Source organism: Nocardia ignorata NBRC 108230 (genome assembly GCF_001612905.1).
GTDB lineage: Bacteria > Actinomycetota > Actinomycetes > Mycobacteriales > Mycobacteriaceae > Nocardia > Nocardia ignorata.
On sequence record NZ_BDBI01000025.1, the window covers coordinates 61,572 to 83,556 of the forward strand.

Consider the following 21,985-nt stretch of genomic DNA (forward strand, 5'->3'; position numbering starts at 1 on the left):
GTTTGGCGCCATGGCCGAATTCGTCACCCTCGAGCTGCCCGCCGAGCCCTCCGCTCGCGGCGTCGCGCTGCTGCGCATCGATCGTCCGCCGCTGAACCTCGTCGACGCCCAGCTGGCCCGCGAGGTCGCGGCGGCCGCGCGCACGGTCGCCGACCACCCGGGGGTGGCCGCCCTGATCGTCTACGGCGACGAGCGGGTGTTCAGCGCGGGCGACGAGATGCGTGAACTCGCCGAGCTCGACTCCGGCCAGGCCGCCGCCATGGCCGCCGACCTGCAGGCCGCCCTCGGCTGCCTCACCCGCGTGCCGCAACCGACCGTGGCCGCCATAGCCGGCTATTGCCTCGGTGCGGGACTCGAGCTGGCGCTCGGCGCCGACCACCGCATCGTCGGCGACAACGTGAAGCTCGGTTTCCCCCAGATCAAGGCCGGCCTGATCCCCCTGTCCGGTATCCGCAGGCTCTCGCTGCTGATCGGCCAGAGCCGCGCCAAGGACCTCGTCTACACCGGCCGTTTCGTCGACGCCGAGGAAGCCGCGACACTCGGCCTGGTCGACGAAGTGGTCCCCCCCGACGACGTGCTCACCGCCGCCCGCCGCTGGGCCGACCAGTTCGTCACGGCCGCCCCCCGCGCCCTCGCCGCCGCCAAAGCCGTCTTCGAAGCGGGCCCCCACGCCCACTCGACCGCCGTCACCGAGTGGGCGGCCCTCTTCGACACCGACGACACCCGCACCGGCACCCGATCCTTCGCCGCCGACGGCCCGAACAGCGCCGTATTCACCGGCCGCTGACTCTGGACCGGTCAGTCGGCCAGCAGGAATGGCGCGAAACAAGACCGGCGATTGCGTGCTGAGGGTCTCCTATTACTCTTGCGTGTTATGACGGTTCACCCCGATGATCCGGCGCCGAACCCGCACGCCACCGAGGCCGAGGTCGAAGCAGCGCTGAAGGACACCAAGCTCGCCCAGGTTCTGTACCACGACTGGGAAGCCGAGACCTACGACGACAAGTGGTCGATCTCCTACGACGAGCGCTGTATCGACTATGCCCGCGGCCGCTTCGACCTGGCGGTCGGCCCCGCCCCGCTGCCGTACGAGCGGGCGCTCGAACTCGGCTGTGGCACGGGGTTCTTCCTGCTCAACCTGATGCAGGGCGGGGTGGCCAAGACCGGTTCGGTCACCGACCTCTCGCCGGGCATGGTGAAGGTGGCGCTGCGCAACGCCGAGCACCTCGGCCTCGATGTGGACGGCCGCGTCGCCGACGCCGAGACCATCCCCTACGAGGACGACACCTTCGACCTGGTGTGCGGGCACGCCGTGCTGCACCACATCCCGGATGTGGAGCTGGCGCTGAAGGAATGCCTGCGCGTGCTCAAGCCGGGCGGGCGTTTCGTGTTCGCCGGTGAACCGACCACCGTGGGCAACTTCTACGCCCGCAAGCTCGGTCAGCTCACCTGGAAGGTGACCACCGAGGTCACCAAGCTGCCGTTCCTGTCGGGGTGGCGTCGTCCGCAGACCGAGCTGGACGAGTCGTCGCGCGCCGCAGCGCTCGAGGCCGTCGTCGACCTGCACACCTTCGACCCCAATGACCTGGAGAAGATGGCGAAGTCGGCCGGTGCCGTCGACGTGAAGGCCACCACCGAGGAATTCGCCGCCGCCCTGTGGGGCTGGCCGGTGCGTACCTTCGAGGCGGCCGTCCCCGACGAGAAGCTGACCGTCGGTTACCGCATGGCCCAGTACCGTGCCTGGCTCGGCCTGAGCTGGCTCGACGAGAACGTGCTGCGCAAGGTGGTTCCGCGCGAGTTCTTCTACAACGCGATGATCACCGGCGTGAAGCCGGGCGCGGCGCAGAAGTAGGTGGGATACCGCTTCGGCCGCGACGATGTCGCCTTCCTCGGCAGCGCGGCGGGACGTGCCGCGCTCGCCGAGGTCGACCGGCTGGAGCTGACGGCGGCGACGCACCTGCGCGATATCGAGCAGGTGCGTCGCTCGTTTCCCGAGCACGGTGCCGCCTTGATCGAGACCGTGCGGTTGCGGCGCAAGGCGCTGGCGAAGCTGCCCGCGGCGGGGGAGTGGCTGTTCACCGACGACGCGCTGCAACAGGCCACCCCCGCACTCGTCGCCCGGCACCGGGCCGCGCGGTTGGCCGGTCGTGCCGTCCACGACGTGACGTGCTCGATCGGTGCCGAGCTGGCCGAGCTGGCGGAGGTGTGCCCGGCGGTGATCGGCAGCGATCTCGACGACGTGCGGCTGTCGATGGCCGCCCACAATCTAGGGGTCGCCCCACTGACGGCGCAAGGACCTGACGCGACCGTGCCGGTCGGTGGCCGAAATATCGTGCTGGCCAAGGCCGATGCCCTCGTCCCGACCACCCGCGACACCGTGATCATCGCTGATCCGGCCCGCCGGGCCGACGGACGACGCACGTACGATCCGGCCAAACTCCAACCCCCGCTGCCCGATCTGCTCGCCGCCTACGCGGGTCGTGACATCGCCGTGAAGTCCGCGCCGGGCCTGGATTTCGACCGCCTCGGGTGGGACGGGGAGATCGAGATCGTCTCCCTCGACGGTGCTGTTCGCGAAGCGTGTCTCTGGTCACCCGGCCTCACCGGACCCGGTATCACCCGTCGCGCCACTGTCCTCGATTCTCGTGGTGGCGCGACAACTCTCACCGATGCCGAGCCTGACGACATCCCCGAACGCGCGCCCGGCGAGTGGATCATCGACCCCGACGGAGCCGTCGTCCGCGCCGGCCTCGTTCGCCACTACGCCGCGAAACACGCTCTGTGGCAACTCGACCCACACATCGCCTACCTCACGGGTGACACCGTGCCTCCCGGCATGCGCGGCTTCCGCATCGAAGACCGCTTCGATCTGCGTGAGAAGACGCTGCGTCAGGAACTGGCCCGCCGCGACTGCGGTGCCCTCGAGATCCTGGTCCGAGGCGTCGACATCGACCCGGATGCCTTGCGCAAGAAGCTCAAACCGCGCGGCAACCGGCCCTTCACCTTGGTCGTCACGCGAATAGGCCGCAACGCAACAGTTTTCCTCTGCACCGCACAGGCCGCTCAGGTTTCCTGACGCCCGAGTTCAGGCTTCCATCTTCTTCACCACGCGCTGCACGGTGAGCCAGGTGCGGGTGGTGATGTCCTTGCCGTAGGTCTTCTCCAGCCGGGCCATGAAATCGGGCGTCTTGCCGGTGCTGTTGTCGATCACGGTGAGGAACGCGCGTGCGGCGGGGTCGTAGCCGATGACGCGGGTGAGCGGGTCGTCGGTGAAGGCGGACGTATCGGCTTCGCGCATGGTGTGTTTGAAGAAGGTGACGGTGAGATAGGAACCGCGTTCGTGGGCCAGGCCCTCGAACGGGTCGCGATCGAGCAGCGCACGCAGTTCGGGGTGGCTGCGCACGATGGTGCCGCCGGGGATACCGAGCTCGGTCGCGAGCGCCTGCTGGATGCGGTCTTCGAGAGCGTCGCGGTCGTCGTCGGTGCGGAACACCACGTTGCCGCTGCTCAGCACCGTCGCGACGCCCTCGAAACCGAGCCCTTCGAACACCCCGCGCAACTTGTCGTTGCGCATGTTCGGGTTGGTCGGCATGATCCCGCGCAGCAGCGCCGCATAACTGTCCACGTCGCGACCGTACCGACCGTCACCGACAGGAACGGTCCTGTCGGCGGAGTGTCGTTCAGGCTTGGGCGCCCGCGTTCTTCTTGCGTTCGATATCGGCGAGCGCGGCCAGGTAGGCCTCTCGTTCGGCGGCACCGGCGTCCCAGGCCACCTTGCGGTTCTTCACGACCTTGGCGGGTGCCCCGACGGCGATGCTGTAGTCGGGAACGTCGCCGCGCACCACCGCGTGCGCGCCGAGCACGCAGCCGCGGCCCACGCGGGTGTCGCGCAGGACGGTCACCTTCGCGGCGATCCAGGTGTCGGGGCCGATCCGCACGGGGCTCTTCACGATGCCCTGGTCCTTGATGGGCAGGGTGATGTCGTCCATCTTGTGGTCGAAGTCGCAGATGTAGCACCAGTCGGCGACCAGCGTCGACTCACCGATCTCGATGTCGAGGTAGGTGTTGACCACGTTGTCCTTGCCGAACACGACCTTGTCGCCGATGCGCAGCGAACCCTCGTGGCAGCGGATGGCGTTGCCGTCACCGATATGTACCCAGCGCCCGATTTCCATGCGCGCCAATTCGGGGGTGGCGTGGATTTCCACATTGCGGCCGAGGAACACCATTCCGCGCAGCACGATGTGCGGATTGGTGAGCCGGAATTTGAACAGGCGGTAATAACGCACGAGGTACCAGGGGGTGTAGGCGCGATTGGCGAGCACCCAGCGCAACGAATCCCTGGTCAGAAAACGCGCCTGCTGCGGATCGCGGCGGCGTGATCCACGCCAGCGCGCGCTCAGCGGCGCGCCCCACATGCTCGTCACGAACTACTCTCCCTCTTCCGACCTCGACGGCGTCCACCGGGTGAGCCCCGGGGATTCGGTCATCGGGTACACAGAGTACTTTCGCAGGGCACACTTACCGTGCCATACCCCGATCCTCGGCCCGATTACCCAGGAGATCAGCAGGTGCGAACTCGGACTCGCGTCGCCGCCTCGCTCGCTGCCGCCGGTGTGGTGGCACTGGCCGGTTGCGGCACCGATGTGGACGACATCACCGTCGGCTCCGGAAAGGGTTGGCCCGCAGCCCATCACGACGGCCGCAACAGCGCCGCGAGCCCGGTGAGCGGTGCGTCGGCGATGACGTTGAGCTGGTCGCGGCCGGTGGGTGGGCCGATCGCCCAGCCGGTGACGATCGGCGGCGAGGGTCAGCTGTTCGTCACCACAAGCACCGGCAACTGCGCGGTGTTCTCCTATCAGATGCAGACAGGCCGCAAACGGTTCTGCAACCCGCTCGGTCCGTCGACGATCGAGGCGCCCACCGTGGTCGACGGCATCAACAATGTCTACGTCGGTGACGACGGCGCGGTGAATTCGTTCAACTACCTCGGTCAGCCGCGCTGGCGCACCCCCGTCGCCGGGGTGCCGGTGGCGATCCAGTTCACCGGTGACGGCCGCGTGCTCACGGTGACCCAGTCCGGCCAGGTCGACGTGCTCAGCCGCCAGACCGGCGAACGCGAGGTGCCGACCCTGCAGCTGCTCGGCGAACCCGACTTCCTGAAGTACCCCGGCCTGACCCGCCCCGCCTCCGGCGACGGCCTCGACGACTGCCAGGTCGGTGGCCCGCGCTGCGCGGTCGCCAACACCACCGCCGTCGACCCCGAGACCGGCCGCTTCTTCGTCACCGTGTGGGAACCGGGCAAGCCGATGGCGTCGCTGCGGGCGATGTCCTACGCCGACGGCACTGTGACGCAGCTGTGGAGCGCCGACATGCTCACCGACGGCAGCGCGACCAGCCCGGCCCTGTCGGCCGACGGCGCCACGGTGTACGTCGGCGACAACAGCGGCCGCCTGATCGCGGTGAACACCGAGGACGGCAGCACCCGCTGGACCCACGCGCTCGGCTGGACCCCGCGCGGCCGCATCGCTCTGGTCGACGACCTGATCCTCCCGTCCGGCGACGACGGCTACCTGGCTGCCATCCGCGATCACGGCGACCGCGCCGACCGCGCCTGGGAACGCAAGGACCTGGCCCAGCGCGGCACCCCCGCCCTGACCTCGGGCGAGATCGGCTACACGGTCGCCGCCATCGGCGCGGGCCTGAACCTGATCACCTTCGACACCACCACCGGCACCACGATCGACTCCGATCCGCTGCCGAACGCCACCGGCACCACCACCGGCACATCGATCGGGCCCGAGGGTCAGGTCGTCGTCGCCACCCGCCTCGGCGAGATCTTCACCTTCACCCCGGACGCGTAGCTCAGTACGGGTTCGCCTGCGCGGTGAAGCGCGGGTTCAGCTCGCCGGCGAGGGCGCGGGGGAACGAGACGCGCGTGGGGTCGCCGTCGGCGGTGTAGCGCTGGTCGGGGTGGGCGGCGAGGTGATCGAGCCAATGGGCCGAGTCGAAGGGCACCGCGCCGCGGCCGGAACGGATGCGTGGCACACCGGCCGGGTCGAGCCCGGCGTAGGGCGCCGGGGCCGGATTCGAGCCGACGAGCATCACGGCGTCGAAGGTGTAGGTGGTGCCGTCCCAGCTGCCTGCTGTGGTCAGGGCTCGGTTGTCGGGGTGGATGCCGAGGGGTAGCGCCATCGTCCGCACGGTGGCGCCCGGCGCGGCGGCCGTCACCGCGCGCACGTTCTCGGCGAACTCGCGTTGCACGCTGTTGTCGTCCAGCGTCGACAGGTTCGGGTGCGTGGCCGTGTGGGCGCCGATCTCGTGGCCGTTGGCCGCCAGCCAGGGCAGGGCGCGCGGATCGCCCTGGAACGGTTCGTTGTTCACGTAGAAGGTGGCGACCGGCCGGAAATCGGGGTAGCGGGCGCCGAATTCGGCGAGGATGCCCGCAGCGCTGTCGGGGGCCACGGCGCCGGAGTCGGTGAAGGCGAGCTGGCTGGTAGTCGAATCGTCGAAGGTGAGGACCACCGGGTGGGTGCCCGCGGGGAGGTCGAGGCGGCCGGACACATAGTCGGCGGCGGTCACCGGGCGGTAGCCCTCGCGGTAGAGGCGTTCGAGTTCGTCGCGGAATTCGGCTGGGGTCTGGTCGTATTCGCCCGCCGGGTTCGCCGAAATCTGGTGATACATCAACACCGGGACGAGACCGAGCTCGTTGGCGCCGACTTCGGCCGGGTTCGGGGGTGCCGCCGTGGTGCTGTGGGCGGCGGGTGGGTCGACCGAGGCCGCCTCGGTGCTCGTGTCCGTGCACGCCGCGAGGGCGGTGGTCAGCGCGAGGATCGGCAGAAGTCGCGAAAGAGCAGGAGAACCACCTGTCATCAATGCGATATTACGCGGCGGCCTCGGTTTACAGTTGATCTACCGATACCCGCCACATCCGTGTCGGAACCGCGAAATAGTTGGCGTGTCAACAGTATTGGAAGGCGGTGTTGGCGTTGGGGTTCTCATTCCGTTCGGCCGTCCGGTGGCGGTGGACGAGCACCGTCGTCGGAGTCGGCCTGGCGATCGTCGTGGTCGCGCTCGTGGCCGGATTCGCTTTGAGTAGATCGGCCGTGGTGCCGCTCGCCGACACCACGCCACCGACGCTGACCGTGAACCCCGCCGACCCGGTGACGTCGTACCGGTCACCGGTGGTGGTGCGCGGCACCGCCGTCGACGCCGTTCGGGTCTCCATCGGCGCGGAATCGGTGACACCGGCCGAAGACGGGTCGTTCGAGTTCGCGGTGCCGTGGGCGCCCGCCTTCGAAGTGGTCGCGGCCGACGACGCGGGCAACGCGGCCAGCAGCACCGTCGTCACCGCGCGGGCCCTGCCGAGGATGCGGGCGGTGCACGTCACCGCGCACGCCTGGTCGCACGACGGGCTGCGTGAATCGGTCCTCGACCTGGCGCGCCAGGGACGCATCGACACCGTGCAGCTCGACATCAAGGACGAGGACGGAGTCGTCGGCTACGACTCGCAGGTGCCGCTCGCCCGGGAGTCCGGTGCCGCCACGAAGATCTACGACGCGCCCGCCGCGCTTCGGCAGTTGCACGACATGGGTGTGCAGGTGGTCGGGCGCATCGTCGCGTTCCGCGATCCGACTCTGGCGTCGTGGGCGTGGCACAGCGGGCGCAACGACTGGGTGGTCCAGAACCCTTCCGGCCAACCGTATTCCAGCCATTACGGGCCGATCGCTTTCACCAATTTCGCCCATCCCGACGTGCGCCGCTACAACATCGACCTGGCCGTGGAAGGCGCGCGGCTCGGGTTCGACGGCATCATGTACGACTACGTCCGCCGACCCGACGGCAGCCTCACGAGCATGACCTTCACGGGCCTCACCGATACGCCGTCGGTGGCGATCGCGGCCTTCCTCGCCGAGAGCAGGCACCCGGTGAACAGCGCGGGCGCCCACCAGAGCGCCGCCGTCTACGGCATCGCCTCCACCCGCCCCGACCAGATCGCCCAGGACATCCCCCTCATCGCCCGCCACGTCGACTTCGTCGCCCCCATGATCTACCCCTCCCACTGGAACCCCGGCGAATACGGCGTCGCCAACCCCAACGCCCAGCCCTACGACATCGTCTACCGCTCCCTCCAGGACTTCATCACCCAAACCAAGGGCACCAACGCAGGCGTCATCCCATGGCTCCAGGACTTCTCCCTCGGCGTCACCTACGGCGACGCCGAAGTCAAAGCCCAGATCGACGCCACCCGCGCCGCCGGCATCGACGGGTTCTTCTTCTGGAACGCGGCCACCCGCTACCACGGGGGTGGAATCCACCCGGTCTGACAATGACGGTGTGCAATCCCACTGAACGGCGCCGTCAGCCGGTGGCGGTGTGGACCTGGCTTGCCGCCTCGATCCGGTCAGCGCGCCTGATCACAGATCGGGGCTGGAGTAGTCGGTGTCAGCTGTCGAGCTGGGCGCGCAGTGCCTGCCCGAACCAGGAGAACACCGGTTCCAGATCTGGGAGCGGGGCCCAGTCGTCGATAGTGGCCACCAACTGCCAATACCGCGTTACGCGAGGGTCGTTGGCGACCGCGAGCCGTTCGAGGATCCACCGCTTCAACTGGTCATCGTCGGCCTTGCCGAAGGTGTCGGCGTAGCGTGCGGTCAGTGTGGCGACAACACCGCCGGCCGACTCCGAGTCCGGTGCAAGCCCCTCTGCCAGCGCACGGCCGACATCGATACGCACGGCCTCGGTCAGGTCGTGATGCAGGCCGGTGGTGTCTCCGTCGGCGCGTTGGGCTGCCTGATACTCGGCCATCCGCCGCACCGCTGCCCGGAAGTCGGTGTCGCGCACCAACTCCACCAGCTCCATCCACGCCTCGACCTGCTGGACGGTAGCTTCTTCGGGTAGTTCCGGCATGCTCGAACGCAGCAGTTCAACCATGGCCGGATTGGCGTCGACACCACCGAAGGTGTCGTCGACGAAATCATGAATGAAGCGGCGCCGTTCAGCGTCGGACAGGTTCACCAGTTTGTGCATCAGATCCATCTCCTGAGGGTTCGAGTCACGATTCGCTACCGCCGCCAACACCGCGCGCCGCAGGCGCAGCGCGCGGATCTGCACGTCGAGGGCCGCGGCGTGCGCTGCGGCGACCTCAGCCAGCGAGGTCTCACCGGCCAGCAAGCGCCGAACCGTCGCCAGATCGATGTCCAACTCACGGAGCGTCCGGACCAGTTCCCAACGAGTCAGGGCATCCACGTCGTACAGGCGGTAGCCGGCCGGGCTATGACAGGTCGCCGGAACGATCCCCGTGTCGGAGTAGAACCGGATTGTCTTGACCGAAAGACCGGTCCGCACAGCCAGGGCCCCGATAGTCAGGAGGTTCTCGTCGTCCATGCCTACAAGCCTGCAGTCTCCCCCTGATGGAGACTCAACCCGACACCACGTCCGGCAGTAGACACGACGAGCCGCACCACCCGATCGCGAAATCGGGGGTCGAGTGCTGAGCGCGGAGCCGTTGGTTCCCTGAGATGCCTACTTCGGATCCCGCTCCGGGAGAGGGCGTTCGGGGATGGTGGGGCGGCCGAGGGGGGTGCGAACCCGCCGCTTGGCCGTCGTGTAGACCTGGGTGGTTTCGGCGGCCACCACGTCCCAGGCGAAGTCGGCGGTGAGGCGTTCGCGGGCGGTGTAGGCGCGGTCCTGGGCGGTGAGCGGGTCGTCGAGGACGGCGCGGGTGGCGTCGACCAGGCCGTCGATGTCGGCGGGGGCGAAGGAGGCGCCGGTGACGCCGTCGATCACCGCTTCGCCGAGTCCGCCCGCGGTGGAGGCGATCAGGGGTACGCCTGCGGCGGCCGCCTCGAGGGCGACGATGCCGAACGGTTCGTAGCGGCTGGGCAGGACGATCGCGTCGGCGCCGTGCAACCAGCCGAGCAGTTCGGTGTGGCCGAGATTGCCGACGAAGTTGACGGCGCGCGCCACCCGGTGCACGCGAGCACGTTCGCGCAGCCAGTCGAACTGAGTGCCGATCCCGGCGACGGTGAGGGTGGTCCCGGGGTGCGCGCGCCGGATCCTCGGCAGCGCGGCGATCGCGTCCTGCACACCCTTCTCGTACTCGAGCCTGCCCACATACAGCAGCCGGGGTGGTCCGGAGCGGGGTGCGCGCGGCCGGAACGTCCACGACGTGACGTCGATGCCGTTGCGGATCACCGTGATCGGCGGAAGTTCGGGTCCGTAGAGCCGCTCCACCTCGTCCTGCATGGATGTCGAGCAGGTGATGAGCTGATCGGATTCGTTGGCGAGCCACCACTCCACCGAGTGCACCTGCCGGTTCACCCGCCCCGACACCCAGCCGCTGTGGCGCCCGGCCTCGGTGGCGTGAATGGTCGACACGAGCGGCACGTCGTAGAACTCGGCGAGCGCGATCGCCGGGTGGGCGACGAGCCAGTCGTGGGCGTGCACCACATCGGGCGTCCAGCCGTCACCGACGCCGGGTTTGCCGAGCGCGACGCCCGCGCGCACCATCGCGTGCCCCATGGCCAGCGTCCAGGCGAGCATGTCCTCGCCGAAGTCGAAGCACGGCGGGTCCTCGGCGACCGCGACGACGAGAACACCGTCGGCGATATAGGAATGGGTCGGGTGGGTGAGCGAATCGGTGCCGGTGGGCCTGCGGGCGAGCACGACCACTTCGTGCCCGGCCGCGGCCAGTTCGACGGCCAGGTGATGCACATGCCGACCGAGCCCACCGACCACGACCGGCGGGTACTCCCACGACACCATCAAAATCTTCATGACGATCCTTCGGCGACCGACGGGACGGCGGTCGGCAACCGCCGTGCGTCCAGACCTGGGAAGAGTCCGTCGGCCGCGCTCCATCCTGCCGCGAGACGGGTCGCTTTGGCGAACTGACCGGCACCGATCGCCTCGGCGAGTTCGCGGACGGCGTGCGCGTGTTCGTGGGCGCGGTCGCGCGCGTAGCCCGCGGCGGAGTCCTTGCTGACCATGAACGCCCAGTCGCTGGACACCGTGAGGATCGCTTCGCGCAGCAGTTGATCGGCGACCGGATCGCGCAGCGCACCGTCGCGGCGCACCTTGTCGAGGGTGTCCAGGGCCAGCCGAACCACGTCGGCGTTGAGCTCGACGAGGTCGGCCACCTGATCACCCGCCCACACCCGCCAGTCCTTGCCGGAACCCCATGACGAGTCGTTGAGCTGCACGGGTTCGCCCACGAACCCCTTCGCGCGGGCATCGGCGAGCGTGCCTACGGTGACTCCGGCCTCGGGCAGCGCGCGCAGCACCTGCTCGAGCCACTGGGGTCCCTCGTGCCACCAGTGGCCGAACAGTTCGGTGTCGAACGCGGCGACCACGAGCGCGGGCCTGCCGATCCGTTCGGACTCCTCGAGCAGCCGCGCGCGCACGGTCTCGACGAAGTCGGCGACATCGCGGGTGACGGCTTCGGCGGCGAGTTCGGGATCGTAAGGGGCCTTGTCAGGACCGGCGACCGTTTTGCCGGTGACCCGCGACGGCTTGAGTCCCGTCGCATGGTCGTAGTGGTGGAAATCGCGGTACGCGCTCTGGCCCGGATAACCCTGTTTGGGCGACCACACGCGGTAACTCACCTGCAGATCGCGACCGAAGGCGACCACATCGGCGTCGCGCACCGGCCTGCCGAGGCTGGTGTCGCCGCGCAGCGACGGTCCGTCGACCATGAAATGCGTCACACCGGCGGCGTCGTAACCGAGTTCCATGCCCGGCGTGTAACCGCATTCGGGCGCCCAGATTCCCGTGGGGGTGGTGCCCCAGCGCAACCGCGCGTCGGCGAGGCCTTCGGTCAGCTGGTACTGACGCAGGCGCGGGTCGAGCAGCGGCTGGAAGGGATGCGCGAGCGGCCCGCCGAGCAGTTCGATGGCGTCGGCGTCGATCAGCGAACGCCAGACCGGCGCGCTGCCGTGCCGCCAGTCCTGCTCGAAATCGGCGAGAGCCGTTGCGGCGAGCCGGTGTTCGTGCCTGCCGAGCGCCACATTGCCCGCCATGGCTGCCTCGTCGGCGCGCAACTGCCAGTTGCCGAGCCAGTGATGCATGCCCGCCAGACAGTGCGGGTCGTCGAGCTGGGCGGCGAGCACCGGGGTGATACCCAGGCTCAGCAGATGTGAGCGGCCTTCGGCGGCAAGGGTTTTCAGCGCCCGGACCAGGGGAAGATAGGACGCGGCCCAGGACTGGTACAGCCATTCCTCACCCACCGGCCAGCGCCCGTGATGGGCCAGCCAGGGCAGATGCGAGTGCAGGACGAGCGTGAACTGACCCGGCACGAAGCGAGAGTCGGTCAACGCCTTGCCTTCTCGGCGATCGCGACCAAGTCCAGGCTGGCATCGATATCGCCTTCACGCAGGTCGAAATCGTCGATGGTCACGGCGGCGACGTCGGCGGTGAGGTCGGCGGGCCAGGGCTCACCGGCGAGGGCGCGCTCGATCTGGGCGTCGATGAACGACCCACCGTGCTTGGCGTCCAGCGCTTTCAGGGCTTCACCGTGGTGCACGCCGAGCATCCGCGACACCGTGAAACCGGCCTCGACCAGCAGTTCGGTGAGTTCGGCGGCGTTGAGTTCGCGCGTGTGGAACGGGTTGAGCGGGGTGTCGCGACCGGGGGAGAAGGTGATGCGGTTCGGGGTGCTGACGAGCAGCCGTCCGCCCGGGCGCAGCACGCGCAGGCATTCGCGCAGGAACTGCGCCTGGTCCCACAGATGCTCGATGACCTGGAAGTTCACCACCACGTCGACCGATTCGTCGTCGAGCGGGAGGTCGGCGAGGTTGCCCTGGATCATCTCCACGCGCGGGTAGCGCGCGCGTACGTGCGCGACGGCACCCTCGTCGTAGTCCACGCCGATCACCCGCTGGGCGACCCCGGCGATCATGTCCGCGCCGTAGCCCTCGCCCGAGCCCGCCTCGAGCACGGTCTTGCCCGCGCAGTGTTCCAGCAGCCGGGCGTAGGCGATCTCGTGCCGACGGAACCAGTAGTTCTCCTCGGCGATACCCGGCACCGTCCGCTCACCGGTCAGCGGCAGTGGGTCATGTGTTGCGTCCACCGGTGCGGCAGGGATCACAGCCTCGCTCATGGCCTCGACGTTACTGGTACCGATGGTCCGCTCCTGAGCCAGGGACCTGTTGCACAAGTAGGTTACCCACCGGTAACTTAGCGTAGGGTACTGTTCCCCTCTGAGCACCCACACGGACGTACGGCCCAGCTCGTGCGGCCCACCACTCACGTGTAACCCAGAAGGAGGTCGACGAAGACCGATGCCGAACATCGTCGTACTCATCAAGCAGGTCCCCGACACCTGGTCCGAGCGCAAGCTGACCGATGGTGACTACACCCTCGACCGTGAGGCCGCCGACGCCGTCCTCGACGAGATCAACGAGCGCGCCGTCGAGGAAGCGCTGCTGATCAAGGAGGCCCAGGGCGGCGAGGTCACCGTGCTGGCCGCCGGTCCGGATCGCGCCACCGAGGCCATCCGCAAGGCGCTGTCCATGGGTGCCGACAAGGCCATCCACATCAACGACCCGGCCATCCACGGCTCCGACGCCGTGCAGACCGCCTGGGTGCTCGCCGGTGCGCTCGGCCAGGTCGAGGGCGTCGAGCTGGTCATCGCCGGCAACGAGTCCACCGACGGCCGCGCGGGTGCGGTCCCGGCGATCATCGCCGAGTACCTCGGCATCCCGCAGCTCACCCACCTGCGCAAGCTCACCGTCGACGGCGACAAGATCACCGGCGAGCGCGAGACCGACGAGGGTGTGTTCAAGCTCGAGGCCACCCTGCCCGCGATCGTCTCGGTGAACGAGAAGATCAACGAGCCGCGCTTCCCGTCCTTCAAGGGCATCATGGCCGCGAAGAAGAAGGAAGTTCAGGTCTTCACCCTCGCCGACCTGGGCATCGACCCGTCGACCGTCGGTGTGGCCAACGCGGGCACCGCGGTCACCGCCGCCACCCCGAAGCCCGCTCGCACCGCGGGCGAGAAGATCGCGGACGAGGGCGAGGGCGGCAACCAGATCGCCACCTACCTCATCGGCCAGAAGATCATCTGATCCGGACCGTCCGAGAACTTCCCTAGGAGAAAGAACAATGGCTGAAGTACTTGTGCTCGTCGAGCACGCCGACGGTGCCGTCAAGAAGGTCAGCACCGAACTGCTCACCGCCGCACGCGCGCTCGGCACCCCGGCCGCCGTCGTGACCGGTGCCCCCGGCACCGCCGACAAGCTGGCCGCCGCCCTGGCCGCCGCGGGCGCCGAGAAGATCTACGTCGCCGAGGGCGACGAGGTCGAGAGCTTCCTGGTCACCCCGAAGGTCGACGTGCTCGCCTCGCTGGTCGAGTCCGCCGCCCCCGCCGCCGTGATCGTCGCCGCCACCGCCGAGGGCAAGGAGGTGTCGGGCCGCCTCGCCGCGCGCATCGGCTCCGGTCTGCTCGTCGACGTCATCGGCGTCAACGGTGACGGTTCGGCCGTGCACTCCATCTTCGGTGGCGCGTTCACCGTCGACGCCAAGGCCACCGGCGACGTGCCGGTGATCTCGGTGCGCCCCGGCTCCATCGAGGCCGCCCCGCAGGCCGGCGCCGGTGAGCAGGTCGCCGTGGCCGTGCCCGCGCAGGAAGAAGGCGTCGTCAAGGTCGTCTCCCGTGAGCCGGTCGTCGCCGGTGACCGTCCGGAGCTCACCGAGGCGAGCATCGTCGTCTCCGGTGGTCGCGGTGTCGGTTCCGCCGACAACTTCTCGGTCGTCGAGGCGCTGGCCGACTCGCTCGGTGCCGCCGTCGGTGCCTCGCGTGCCGCCGTCGACTCGGGCTACTACCCGGGCCAGTTCCAGGTGGGCCAGACCGGTAAGACGGTCTCCCCGCAGCTCTACATCGCCCTCGGCATCTCCGGTGCCATCCAGCACCGCGCGGGCATGCAGACCTCGAAGACCATCGTCGCGGTCAACAAGGACGAAGAGGCTCCCATCTTCGAGATCGCCGACTACGGCATCGTGGGCGACCTGTTCAACGTCGCCCCGCAGTTGACCGACGCCGTCAAGTCCCACAAGGGCTAGGCGCGTCCGCTGACTCGCCAGATCTGTCGTCGAGAGACGTCAGGTCTGGCGAGTTTTGCGTTTTCCGCTGCGTAGCATGGGGACATGGCCATGCCGAGCGTCGATCGCCCTGATCTTCCCGAGTCGATGACCTGGGAGGAACTGGAGGAGCTACCTGAGGAGATTGCTGCTCAGATCGAGCTGTGGGAGGGGCGTGTGGTCTTCGTGCGCCGCGGGCCCGGTGAGCATCAAACTGCCACGCGTCGTCTGACCAACGAACTCGAACTCAGCGCCCGGCGTGAGATGTCCACGCACCCTGACCGGTGCTGGCGGGTGAATCTCGAGACGAACGTATTTTTCGGCTCCACCGGAAAGTCGGATTTCGTGACGCCGGACTTCCTCGTGCACCGCTGCCTGTCACCGGGCTCCGATGTCCGTGCCTCCGACACTGTTCTGGTCGGGGAAGTATTGTCGCCGTCCAATACCCCGGCCGACATAGAAGCGAAGAAGGCGCGCTACGCGGGCGCCGGCATCCCTTCGTACTGGGAAGTGGACCTGACCAAGGACCTCACCGGTATCGGCGCCCTGCGCGTGTACATCCTCGAAACCGGCCACGCGCAACTTCCCCCCGGCGTTCGTCCACTCCGCAACGCGAACTATCTGCTGGCGGGGGAGTGGGCTCGCGGTTCCGCGCCAGGTATCTCCTTCCCGTACCCCTTCCCCATCGAAATCGATTGGCTGTCCTTGGTTTTCTGACTCGGCGAGCCAGTAGCGCTCACCGTATTTCGAGGGCCATCCAGTGCTCCGGGTTTCTCAGCGGCTCGAAGCCGAGTTTCTCGTAGACGCCGTGGGCGTCGTGGGTGGCGAGCATGATGCGGCGCAGGCCGTAGGGGGCGAGGTGGTCGCGGACTGCGGTGACCAGGGCTGTGCCGAGGCCCTTGCCTCGGACCGAGCGGTCGACGTACACGTCGCAGAGCCAGGCGAAGGTCGCACGGTCGGTGACGACCCGGGCGTAGGCCACCTGCTCGCCCGAACCACTGTCGTAGACACCGAAATTGAGGGAACCGGCCATCGCGCTGTCCTGCTTCTCCCGCGTTCTGCCCTTCGCCCAGTACGAGTCGGTGGACAGCCAGGTGTGGACACGTCCCGCGTCGATGCGGGCGGTGTCGGTGGAGACTTCGTAGCCGGAGGGGAAGTCGGGGGTGAGCGGATCCGTCATGGTCGGAAGGCTGTCAGGTTCGGTGGTGGTCGGTCGAGGGCGTAGGAATTCGATTGACGGCAGGAGTCGGCGTCGGCAGGGTGAGTTGATGGTGTCGGGTGGATTGCCTGTGGAGTTGCCGTCGGCGATCGAGGAGACGGTTCGTGCGGTGTTCGGTGCGGCCGGTGCGCGGTGGATCGACGAGTTGCCGGACGTCGTGGCCGGGCTGGCCGAGCGGTGGGGGCTCAGCGAGTTCACCGCGCCGTTCGGCGGCGGAACGCACGCCTACGTCGCCGGGGCCAGGCGCGACGACGGACGGCAGGCCGTGCTGAAGGTGCCGATGGTCGACGAGGAGAACATCGCCGAGGCGACCGCCTTGTACGCCTACGACGGTGACGGCGCTGTCCGGCTGCTCGAATTCGACCCCGCCACCGGTGCGATGCTGCTCGAATGGGCTTTCCCCGGAACGGAATTGCTCACCCAGCCCGGCTTCCCGAGCCTCGAGGGTCGGCCGGAGAACGCGGCGAAGGTGAAGTCGGCATGCGAGCTGTACCGCAGGCTCCGCCGACCAGCGCCTGCCGTTCCCGACAGCTTTCCGGCCTTCCCCGCCGCGACCGACGTCATAGACGGCCTCCGCACCCGACTCACCGACCCTGCTGTGGCGCAAGAGATCTCACCATCTCTACGGACGTTGGTGGAGCGCTGGTGCATCACACTGAGCGAGCCGGAAGGTCCCCTGTTGATCGTCAACCGCGACACCCACCTCGGCAATATCGTTGCCGCCGAACGCGAACCATGGCTTCTGATCGACCCGAAACCGTGCCTCGGCGAAGCATCCTTCGACGCGGGCTTCCTCCTGATGATCCAGACCCAGTCCGACCCGACCCCCGAGCACGCCGACACGGTGATCGCCACCACGGCAGCAGCACTCGACGTAGACCCCGAACGCGCCCGCGGCTGGGCCCTGGTCCGCACCGTCGAGGAACTCACCTGGGCCCTCGAAGACAACGACCCGGAAATGCGCGATCTCCACGCCGCAGTCGCCAACGCACTGGCGCGACTCCCGTTCACGCTCCCCGATGGCGACGGACCGTCCGCCACCATCGCCAAAACTTGATCAGTGCTCGTGGAGCGCGTCGAGCAGGGTGCGCACGATCGGATTCTCCCGAGCGTCCTCACGCAACACCGCCGACACCGGGATCCGCAGCCGGTGGTCGGTGAGGTCGAGGGTGAGCAGGCCCTTGGTGGGTCCTTCGTAGAGGATCGTCCAGGACTCCGGGCGGTTGAGTAGCTCCATGGTCGCTGTGTGGTCGGGTGGGATCGGGGGGCCGAAGGTGGGGCCGGTCGGGAGGTCGGCGAAGGCCGAGCGGATGAGTGTGTGCAACAACACCTGCTCCTGTTCCGGGGGGAGAAGCAGGGGGTAGGGGCTGAGTTCGGCGAGGGTCACCGCGCCGCGTTCGGCGAGCGGATGACTGCTGGAGATGGCGATCACGAGGTCCTCCACCCACAGCTGTTCCACGGCCAGACCGGGCTGCTCCACGCTCCCGCGGATCAGGGCCAGATCGCAGTCACCGTCGGCGACGGCGGTGATCCGCTGACGGAACGGTTTGATGACGTATTCGATCTCGGCGTCGGGGTGCGCGGCGCGCGCGGTGGCGATCGCGGACAGCGACGGCGCCGCGAAAGACATGTTGGCGGCCAACCGAATTCGCGGCCCGGTGGTGCGCACGGCCGCCCGGATCGCCGACTCGAGACTCAGCATCTGCTTGGCCAGGGGGAGCAGTCGCAGCGTCGCTTCGGTGGGTACAACGGCCCGGGTGGTCCGCTCGAAAAGCTGGGCGCCGAGGTCGCGTTCCAAGCGCGCGATCTGGTGGCTGATGGCCGACTGGGAGATGAAGCAGCGGCTCGCCGCACGGCTGAAACTGAGCTCTTCGCAGACCGCCACGAAGTACGAAAGTTGACGCAGTTCCACCCGCTGACCTCCCATATATTAGTTATGCAGATAAGAGTCATCTTCATTATGCGCCCACGCGGGGGAAACGTTTGCGTTCCGCATCGCGTTTACTCATAGGAAAGGATTCATTACCGATCTTGGAGAGCGCGCGATCATGGAACACACCGATGTCGTCATCGTCGGCTCGGGCTTCGGCGGACTTGCCGCAGCCAAGCAGCTGGCCAAGTCGCGAATCAACTTCGTGTTGATCTCGAGCACCCCGGAGCACCTGTTCCAGCCGCTGCTGTACCAGGTGGCGACCGGCGTACTCGACTCCGAAGAGATCGCCCCGCCGATCAAGAACGTACTGCGCCGCCACCCCGAGGCCGACGTCCGCCTGGGCAAGGTCACCGGCATCGACGCCGACGCCGCCGTGCTCACCTACGAGACCGCCGAGGGCACCCGCCAGATCCGCTACGGCTCGCTGATCGCGGCCACCGGCGCCAGCCAGAGCTACTTCGGTCGCGACGACTTCGCCGACAAGACCTTCTCGCTCAAGACCATCGACGACGCCGAACGGCTGCGCGACCAGATCGCCACCGTCTTCGCCAAGGCCGAGCACGCCGACGAGGCGACCAAGCGCAAGCTGCTCAGCTTCGTGGTCGTCGGCGCGGGCGCGACCGGTGTCGAGGTGGCGGGCCAGATCAAGGAACTCGCGAAAAGGCACTTCCACCAGAAGGTCTCGGTCACGCTGGTGGAGGGTGCCGACGCGGTGCTCCCGCCGTTCGGCGGCGGGCTCTCGGAGTACGCCAAGCGGTCGCTCGAGGGTAGCGGCGTGCAGGTGCTGCTCGGCACCTTCGTCACCGACATCGCCGAGGGCAAGGTGACCGTCCGCGACAAGGAGGGCATCGAGCGCGGTATCGCCGCCGAGACCGTGGTGTGGTCGGCGGGTGTGCAGGCGGGTGGCTTCGCGACGCTGCTGGCCGAGGCCACCGGCGCCGAGACCGACCGCGCGGGACGCATCCTGATCAACCCCGATCTGACCGTCGGTGGGCACGCCGACATCTACGCCATCGGCGACATGACCTCGCTCAACGGCTACCCCGGCCAGTCGCCGGTGGCCATGCAGGAGGGTCGTCACGCCGCCGACATCATTCGCGGCAAGAAGGACGCAGGCACGCCGTTCGTCTACTGGGACAAGGGCAGCATGGCGGTGATCAGCCGGTTCAGCGCCGTGGTGAAGCTCAACGAGCGCATCACCTTCCGCGGCACCATCGCCTGGGCGATGTGGCTGGCCGTGCACCTGATGTACCTGGTCGGTTTCCGCAACCGGTTCGCCGCGGTGGCGTCCTGGCTGGTCGCGTTCGCCGGTACGGCCCGCCCCGGTTTCGCCGAGGCCGAGGTGCGCGAGCTCCCGGCGGCCGCATCCGGTGACGAGCGCGCCGGGACAGACGATGCGAACAACGACAAGAAGGATCGTGTCGCGGCCTGATCCGACTGTCCGACGGCCCGCCGGGAAACCGGCGGGCCGTCCCCGTTTCGCAAGCTACGCAGTGCGCACCCGCATTCCGGATCTCACGCGAAATCCACGGTGTTCGGCCAGAAACCCGCAGGTGGGCGAACGATGGGCAGCGGGTCGGTGAACGCCCGGTGTGACGGGTGTCTCGTTCACCGAACGGGCATCGTCACGACACTGGAGCGTCGCCCCGATGCCAAGTCGGGCTGGCTTCATCAACTGCATGACAATTTCGTCCGTGTTGACCGCGCCGGCGCCGGACTCCGGGGTGGGGAAGTCTCGCTACTCGCTCGTCGTCGCCTCCGACGCCGAGCATCGCGAAGCCGCGCAGCGCCTGCGCTTCCAGGTCTTCGCCGCCGAACCCGGTTTCCAGATGCCCGACAACGGTACCGGTCTGGACGCCGACCGGTTCGACGAGCACTGCGACCACCTGCTCGTGCGTGACGAGTTCACCGAACAGTTCGTCGGTTGCTACCGGATGTTGCCGCCGGACAGGGTGATCGCGGCGGGCGGCTATTATACCGCCACCGAATTCGATCTCACCCGCCTCGATCCCGAGGGCCACCGCATCGTGGAGATGGGCCGGGCGTGCGTGGTGCCCGACCACCGCAACGGCTCGGTGCTCACCCTCATGTGGGCGGGCATCCTGCACTACATCCAACTCACCGGTTACGACTGGGTGATGGGCTGTGTGTCGGTGCCCATGCAGGACAGCCCGCAGGACCCCGCCGGGGTGAACGTGCGCGGCGTGCGCGACATGCTGCTGGGCCGCCACTCCTGCGACCCGGAACGCTATGTGGAGCCGTACAACCCGGTCGTCGTCGACGGACTGTCGCTCGACCAGCTGACCCCGCCGAGCCGCCCGAAGCTACCGCCGCTGTTACGTGGTTACCTGCGCCTGGGCGCCGAGATCTGCGGCGAACCGGCGCACGACCCCGATTTCGCGGTCGCCGACTTCGTCGCGCTGCTCGGTATGGAAACCATCAACACCCGGTACCTGGAGCGGCTGCAGAGCGCGGCCGCCAATTTCGACGGGAAGTAACCGCCATGGTGTTCGACGCGCCGCCCGCCCCCCACTCACACTCGTGGATGCCGTCGAGCCCCTGTGGTTCCGGCTGTATCGAACCGATCGACGAGGTCGGTACCGCCAGAATGCTGACCAGGCTGGCCGGGGTGGCCGGGCTGGTGCTCGGTTTCCCGGTCCTCACCGTCGCCACCCCGAAGGCGCGTCGCGAGGACATGCAGCGCCGGTACGCCCGAGCGGCGTTGCGCTGCTTGGGGATGCGGCTGCGCGTCATCGACAACCGCGGAGCCGACGCCTCGGCGGCCGGGTTCGCCGATCCGGGCACGCCGATGATGGTGGTGGCCGGGCACATCGGCTGGGCCGACGTGGTCGCGCTGGCCGCCGTACAACCGGTGAGCTTCGTGGCGCGTGCCGACATGGTCGAGTGGCCGCTGCTCGGCAAGCTGGCCCAGCTCACCCGCGTGATCCCGATCGAGCGCGCCCGGTTGCGCGAATTGCCGGGTGTGGTCGGGCAAGTCGCGCAACGGCTGAGTGCGGGTAACCGGATCGTGGTGTTCCCCGAGGGCACCACCTGGTGTGGCCGGGCCTACGGTTCGCTGCGCCCGGCCATGTTCCAGGCCGCCGTGGACACCGCCACCCCGGTGCAGCCGGTGCGGTTGCGTTACCTCGACCGCGACGGAATGCCGTGCACCGTTCCGGGTTTCGTCGGTGACGACACCTTCGCCGACTCGGCGAAGCGGGTGCTGCGCAGCAAAGGCATGACCGTCGAGATCGTGCTGGAACCGCGCGAGCACCCCGGCACCGACCGCCGTGATCTGGCACGCCGGTGTGAGCGCGCCATTCGCGGCGCCGACCGCTCGCGCCACGGTGTGCTCGACACGGAATGGATCGAATCGGGCAATACGCGCGTGCAGGATCCCTCGGTGACGCAGCAGGAGCCGGTGTCCACCGGAGCTACTGCTTGGTAACCCTCCCGGTCTTGTTCCGGTAGCGGAGGTCGCGATCGCGACCTCCGCTACCGGTATTCGTCCTGCCGCCGAGCAGGTGCCGCCCGCAAATGTGAAAAGGGCGCTACCGCAGCGTGTGCGTGCGATGCTGCCCTGATCACCGCGTGACCTGCGCCGCTGACTGAAGAGTCCCCTCTACCCACTTCGCTGCGAAGTGAAACCTGTGAATTGGCTATGCCATGAACTAAATGAGATATTTGCGGTACCGTCACGCAGGATTTTCCCGATACGCCGGGTGTAGTCGTCGCCCGGCGGCGTGTGAGCAGTGCGA

The 21,985-nt window shown here is 68.2% G+C and carries 21 protein-coding genes; 12 read left to right on the forward strand and 9 right to left on the reverse strand.

Annotation, left to right across the window (positions count from 1 at the left end):
* The first annotated feature begins 10 nt into the window (after nucleotides 1–10).
* From NI2_RS20855 to NI2_RS20865, 3 genes are all read left to right on the forward strand, one after another.
* Nucleotides 11–787 carry an enoyl-CoA hydratase-related protein gene (locus tag NI2_RS20855; protein ID WP_067493155.1) on the forward strand — a complete coding sequence of 259 codons (777 nt, stop codon included), beginning with the start codon at nucleotides 11–13 and terminating at the stop codon, nucleotides 785–787.
* Nucleotides 788–874: 87 nt separating this feature from the next.
* Entirely contained in the window at nucleotides 875–1,852 is a 978-nt protein-coding gene (locus tag NI2_RS20860; protein WP_067493158.1) for a class I SAM-dependent methyltransferase, read from the forward strand.
* Nucleotides 1,853–3,076 carry a THUMP-like domain-containing protein gene (locus NI2_RS20865; RefSeq protein WP_067493160.1) on the forward strand — a complete coding sequence of 408 codons (1,224 nt, stop codon included), beginning with the start codon at nucleotides 1,853–1,855 and terminating at the stop codon, nucleotides 3,074–3,076.
* Nucleotides 3,077–3,085: 9 nt separating this feature from the next.
* On the opposite strand, the gene NI2_RS20870 is transcribed toward NI2_RS20865, so the two are convergent.
* Together NI2_RS20870 and NI2_RS20875 are read right to left on the reverse strand one after the other, a co-directional pair.
* Nucleotides 3,086–3,625 (reverse strand): DUF1697 domain-containing protein, encoded by a 540-nt coding sequence (locus NI2_RS20870; protein ID WP_084476575.1) that lies wholly within the window; start codon nucleotides 3,623–3,625, stop codon nucleotides 3,086–3,088.
* 55 nt (nucleotides 3,626–3,680) lie between these two features.
* Nucleotides 3,681–4,418 (reverse strand): acyltransferase, encoded by a 738-nt coding sequence (locus NI2_RS20875; protein ID WP_174550295.1) that lies wholly within the window; start codon nucleotides 4,416–4,418, stop codon nucleotides 3,681–3,683.
* 153 nt (nucleotides 4,419–4,571) lie between these two features.
* Here NI2_RS20875 and NI2_RS20880 point away from each other — a divergent pair, with 153 nt between their 5' ends.
* Nucleotides 4,572–5,864 carry an outer membrane protein assembly factor BamB family protein gene (locus NI2_RS20880; RefSeq protein ID WP_067493164.1) on the forward strand — a complete coding sequence of 431 codons (1,293 nt, stop codon included), beginning with the start codon at nucleotides 4,572–4,574 and terminating at the stop codon, nucleotides 5,862–5,864.
* A 1-nt stretch (nucleotide 5,865) separates the two neighbouring features.
* On the opposite strand, the gene NI2_RS20885 is transcribed toward NI2_RS20880, so the two are convergent.
* Nucleotides 5,866–6,873, reverse strand: a complete 1,008-nt coding sequence (locus tag NI2_RS20885; protein WP_067493167.1) for a polysaccharide deacetylase family protein — start codon at nucleotides 6,871–6,873, stop codon at nucleotides 5,866–5,868.
* A gap of 116 nt (nucleotides 6,874–6,989) precedes the next feature.
* Between NI2_RS20885 and NI2_RS20890 the strand changes: the two genes are divergently transcribed.
* Nucleotides 6,990–8,327: a putative glycoside hydrolase gene (locus NI2_RS20890; RefSeq protein WP_243749718.1), complete on the forward strand. Its 1,338-nt coding sequence runs from the start codon at nucleotides 6,990–6,992 to the stop codon at nucleotides 8,325–8,327.
* Nucleotides 8,328–8,445: 118 nt separating this feature from the next.
* Here NI2_RS20890 and NI2_RS20895 read toward each other — a convergent pair whose 3' ends face one another.
* The 4 genes from NI2_RS20895 to NI2_RS20910 all read right to left on the reverse strand — a co-directional run bounded on the left by NI2_RS20895 (nucleotide 8,446) and on the right by NI2_RS20910 (nucleotide 13,096).
* On the reverse strand, nucleotides 8,446–9,384 hold the full coding sequence (locus NI2_RS20895; protein WP_067493169.1) for a MerR family transcriptional regulator: 939 nt from the start codon (nucleotides 9,382–9,384) through the stop codon (nucleotides 8,446–8,448).
* Between the two features lie 138 nt (nucleotides 9,385–9,522).
* Nucleotides 9,523–10,776, reverse strand: a complete 1,254-nt coding sequence (locus NI2_RS20900; RefSeq protein ID WP_067493171.1) for a glycosyltransferase family 4 protein — start codon at nucleotides 10,774–10,776, stop codon at nucleotides 9,523–9,525.
* The gene (locus NI2_RS20905; protein WP_067493173.1) at nucleotides 10,773–12,311 is read right to left on the reverse strand and encodes a 1,4-alpha-glucan branching protein domain-containing protein; all 1,539 of its coding nucleotides are present in this window, start codon (nucleotides 12,309–12,311) and stop codon (nucleotides 10,773–10,775) included. The genes NI2_RS20900 and NI2_RS20905 overlap by 4 nt, the downstream gene beginning before the upstream one ends.
* On the reverse strand, nucleotides 12,308–13,096 hold the full coding sequence (locus NI2_RS20910) for a class I SAM-dependent methyltransferase (protein ID WP_067493175.1): 789 nt from the start codon (nucleotides 13,094–13,096) through the stop codon (nucleotides 12,308–12,310). The genes NI2_RS20905 and NI2_RS20910 overlap by 4 nt, the downstream gene beginning before the upstream one ends.
* 181 nt (nucleotides 13,097–13,277) lie before the next feature.
* Between NI2_RS20910 and NI2_RS20915 the strand changes: the two genes are divergently transcribed.
* The 3 genes from NI2_RS20915 (at nucleotide 13,278) to NI2_RS20925 (ending at nucleotide 15,792) form a co-directional block, all read left to right on the forward strand.
* Complete coding sequence (locus tag NI2_RS20915; protein WP_067493177.1) at nucleotides 13,278–14,063, forward strand: electron transfer flavoprotein subunit beta/FixA family protein; 786 nt, start codon at nucleotides 13,278–13,280, stop codon at nucleotides 14,061–14,063.
* A 37-nt stretch (nucleotides 14,064–14,100) separates the two neighbouring features.
* Entirely contained in the window at nucleotides 14,101–15,057 is a 957-nt protein-coding gene (locus NI2_RS20920; protein WP_067493179.1) for an electron transfer flavoprotein subunit alpha/FixB family protein, read from the forward strand.
* A gap of 84 nt (nucleotides 15,058–15,141) precedes the next feature.
* Nucleotides 15,142–15,792, forward strand: coding sequence for a Uma2 family endonuclease (locus NI2_RS20925; RefSeq protein ID WP_243749717.1), 651 nt, complete (start codon nucleotides 15,142–15,144; stop codon nucleotides 15,790–15,792).
* 19 nt (nucleotides 15,793–15,811) lie between these two features.
* Here the strand turns inward: NI2_RS20925 and NI2_RS20930 are convergent, their stop codons facing one another.
* Nucleotides 15,812–16,255, reverse strand: coding sequence for a GNAT family N-acetyltransferase (locus tag NI2_RS20930; protein ID WP_067493183.1), 444 nt, complete (start codon nucleotides 16,253–16,255; stop codon nucleotides 15,812–15,814).
* Between the two features lie 109 nt (nucleotides 16,256–16,364).
* On the opposite strand from NI2_RS20930, the gene NI2_RS20935 reads away from it, so the two are divergent.
* Nucleotides 16,365–17,351: an aminoglycoside phosphotransferase family protein gene (locus tag NI2_RS20935; RefSeq protein WP_243749716.1), complete on the forward strand. Its 987-nt coding sequence runs from the start codon at nucleotides 16,365–16,367 to the stop codon at nucleotides 17,349–17,351.
* Here NI2_RS20935 and NI2_RS20940 read toward each other — a convergent pair whose 3' ends face one another.
* A complete protein-coding gene (locus NI2_RS20940) occupies nucleotides 17,352–18,206 on the reverse strand; it encodes a LysR family transcriptional regulator (protein WP_067493438.1) in 855 nt (284 codons plus the stop codon).
* Nucleotides 18,207–18,342: 136 nt separating this feature from the next.
* Here NI2_RS20940 and NI2_RS20945 point away from each other — a divergent pair, with 136 nt between their 5' ends.
* From NI2_RS20945 to NI2_RS20955, 3 genes are all read left to right on the forward strand, one after another.
* Nucleotides 18,343–19,659, forward strand: a complete 1,317-nt coding sequence (locus NI2_RS20945) for an NAD(P)/FAD-dependent oxidoreductase (protein WP_067493185.1) — start codon at nucleotides 18,343–18,345, stop codon at nucleotides 19,657–19,659.
* A gap of 247 nt (nucleotides 19,660–19,906) precedes the next feature.
* Nucleotides 19,907–20,725, forward strand: coding sequence for a GNAT family N-acetyltransferase (locus NI2_RS20950; RefSeq protein WP_067493187.1), 819 nt, complete (start codon nucleotides 19,907–19,909; stop codon nucleotides 20,723–20,725).
* Between the two features lie 47 nt (nucleotides 20,726–20,772).
* A complete protein-coding gene (locus NI2_RS20955) occupies nucleotides 20,773–21,675 on the forward strand; it encodes a lysophospholipid acyltransferase family protein (RefSeq protein ID WP_243749715.1) in 903 nt (300 codons plus the stop codon).
* The last annotated feature ends 310 nt before the right edge of the window (nucleotides 21,676–21,985 follow it).